The 2,822-nt window shown below is 64.0% G+C and carries 2 protein-coding genes; both read left to right on the top strand.

Features of this window, described 5'->3' with window-relative positions; all coding sequences use genetic code 11:
• The first annotated feature begins 5 nt into the window (after positions 1-5).
• Positions 6-1,016: a type I glyceraldehyde-3-phosphate dehydrogenase gene (gene gap / locus ENZ74_RS27800; RefSeq protein WP_013529249.1), complete on the top strand. Its 1,011-nt coding sequence runs from the start codon at positions 6-8 to the stop codon at positions 1,014-1,016.
• Between the two features lie 218 nt (positions 1,017-1,234).
• A partial coding sequence (locus tag ENZ74_RS27795; RefSeq protein ID WP_127313146.1) for a potassium/proton antiporter occupies positions 1,235-2,822 on the top strand: 1,588 nt, incomplete at its 3' end.

The following is a 2,822-nucleotide window of genomic DNA, read 5'->3' as shown; positions in this document are numbered from 1 at the left end:
GAATTATGACCGTCAGAGTTGCCATCAACGGATTTGGCCGCATCGGCCGCAACATCCTGCGCGCTATCCATGAATCCGGCCGCAAGGACATCGACGTCGTCGCCGTCAACGACCTCGGCCCAGTCGAGACCAATGCGCACCTCTTGCGCTATGACAGCGTGCACGGCCGCTTCCCGCATGAAGTCTCGGTATCCGGCGACCAGATCACCGTCGGCAAGGAGACGTTCAAGGTCACCGCGATCAAGGATCCGACGCAGTTGCCGTGGAAGGAACTCGGCATCGACATCGCGCTCGAATGCACCGGCATCTTCACCGCCCGCGACAAGGCAGCGGCACACCTGACCGCCGGCGCCAAGCGCGTCATCGTTTCGGCCCCTGCCGAAGGCGCCGACCTCACCGTGGTCTACGGCATCAACCACGACCAGTTGACCAAGGATCATATCGTCATCTCGAATGCCTCGTGCACCACCAACTGCCTGGCGCCGCTGGCAGCCGTGCTGCACGAAACGGTCGGCATCGAAAAAGGCATGATGACGACGATCCACTCCTACACCGGCGACCAGCCGACGCTGGACACCATGCACAAGGATCTCTACCGCGCCCGCGCCGCGGCGCTGTCGCAGATCCCGACCTCGACCGGTGCCGCCAAGGCGATCGGCTTGGTGCTGCCCGACCTCAAGGGCAAGCTCGACGGCATCTCGATCCGCGTGCCGACCCCGAACGTCTCGGTCGTCGATTTCAAGTTCATCGCCAAGCGGTCGACCACGGTGCAGGAGATCAACGAAGCGGTGATCGCCGCCTCCAACGGCAAGCTCAAGGGCATTCTCGGCGTCACCCATCACCCGAACGTGTCGATCGACTTCAACCACGATCCGCGCTCCTCGATCATGGCGCTCGACCAGACCAAGGTGATGGACGGCAATTTCGTATCGGTGCTCTCCTGGTACGACAATGAATGGGGTTTCTCCAACCGCATGGGCGACACATCGGTCGCCTTCGGCAAGACCATCGCCTGATCACAAAGCCCTCTTTTCGAGACTTGGAACGCCCGGCTTTGCCCGGGCGTTTTTCATGAGCGCAGCTTGCGCCTTCCCAAATTGTGTCCCGGGCGCCAAAACATCCGAAAATCAGCGGCATAGACCAAAAAGCCACCCTGCCGCCTTGCACTGGTCACGTCTTCGCCCCACTCTCTCGCAAAGCAGGAGACAGACAAATTTGAGGGGCTGATTTCAGGATGGAGCATGCGATCTATCTCGTCACGCTGGTCGGCACAGCGCTTGTCGTCGCCGCCGCGTTTTCGAGCCTGATCGCCTTCCGCTTCGGCGCCCCTCTTCTGCTCCTGTTCCTCTGCATTGGCCTCGCCACCGGCACCGACGGTCTCGGCATCCAGTTCGACAATGCCCGCATCGCCTATTTTGCCGGCTCACTGGCGCTGGCCGTCATCCTGTTCGATTCCGGCTTCGGCACGCCGCTCAACGCCTTGCGGCAGGCAGCCGGCCCGGCGTTGTCGCTGGCGACCTTCGGCGTAATTCTGACCACCGGCCTGTTCGGCGCCGCCGCCCACTATCTGCTCGACCTCACCTGGCTGGAATCCTTCCTGCTCGGCGCCGCCGTCGCCTCCACCGATGCGGCCGCCGTGTTCTTCCTGCTGCGTGCCGGCGAGATCAATCTGCGCGAACGCGTGCGCTCGACGCTCGAGGTGGAATCCGGCACCAATGACCCCATCGCCATCTTCCTGACCATCACGCTGGTCGAGATCATCGCCGCTCATGCCAATCCCGAGACCAACGTCCTGGTCACCAGCCTTTTCCTCGGCTTCCTCCTCAACATGGGCCTTGGCGCTGTCGTCGGCGTGCTCGGCGGCCTCGCCATCGTGCGTCTCGTCGACCGGCTCAATCTCGACCATGGCCTGCTGCCGATCTTCGTGCTGACCTTGTCGTTGATGGTCTTTGCCGCCGCCGGCGCCATTGGCGGCTCTGGCTTCCTGGCGGTCTATATCGCCGGCCTCATCTCGGGCAATTCCGATATCCGCGCCGTCACCATCCTCAAGCGCTTCCAGGACGGCATGTCATGGCTGGCACAGATCATCATGTTCCTCATCCTCGGCCTGTTCGCGACGCCCTCGCAATTCCCGGCGATCATGGTGCCGGCGGTGCTGCTCGGCCTGTTCCTGATGTTCGTGGCGCGGCCGGTCGCCGTCTGGCTCTGCCTGATCCCGTTCCGCATGCCGCGCCCCGAAGTCGCCTTTGTCTCGTGGGTCGGCCTGCGCGGCGCGGTGTCGATCCTGCTCGCCATCACCCCGCTGCTCGGCGGGCTGGAAAATGGCCGTGTCATCTTCAACACCGCCTTCATCATCGTTCTGGTTTCGCTGGTCATCCAGGGCTGGACGGTCGGACCGCTGGCGCGCCGCCTCGGTTTGATCGTGCCGGCGCGGCTCGGACCGCTGGACAAGGTCGAGCTGGAATTGCCGGGTTCGGCCCATCACGAGCTTCTCGCCTATCGCGTCGCACCCGGCAGCCCGGTGGCGCGCGGCGAGCGCATCCCACGCTGGGCGCGACCCTCGCTGGTGCTGCGTGACGGCCGTTCGATGCGCTTCCAGGACATGGGCCGGCTCGCCGCCGGCGACCAGGTCTACATTTTCGTCCCGGATCGCTATCCGCGCCTGCTCGACAAGCTGTTCGCCAGCCGTGCCGTGGTCGATCCCGAAGATGCCGATTTCTTCGGCGCCTTCGCCGTCGATCCAGCGCGCCCCGCCGCCGAACTGGAAGCAGCCTATACGCCGGGCCTGACCGAAGCGGAGCAAAAGCTCACCGTTGGAGCGC

The organism is Mesorhizobium sp. M7A.F.Ca.CA.002.15.2.1, assembly GCF_003998715.1.
Lineage (GTDB): Bacteria > Pseudomonadota > Alphaproteobacteria > Rhizobiales > Rhizobiaceae > Mesorhizobium > Mesorhizobium ciceri.
This window is presented reverse-complemented; position numbering and strand designations above follow the sequence as displayed.

Coding starts and splice junctions, on each gene's coding strand:
- gap (WP_013529249.1), top strand. CDS start 6: ATGACCGTCAGAGTTGCCATCAACGGATTTGGCCGCATCGGCCGCAAC.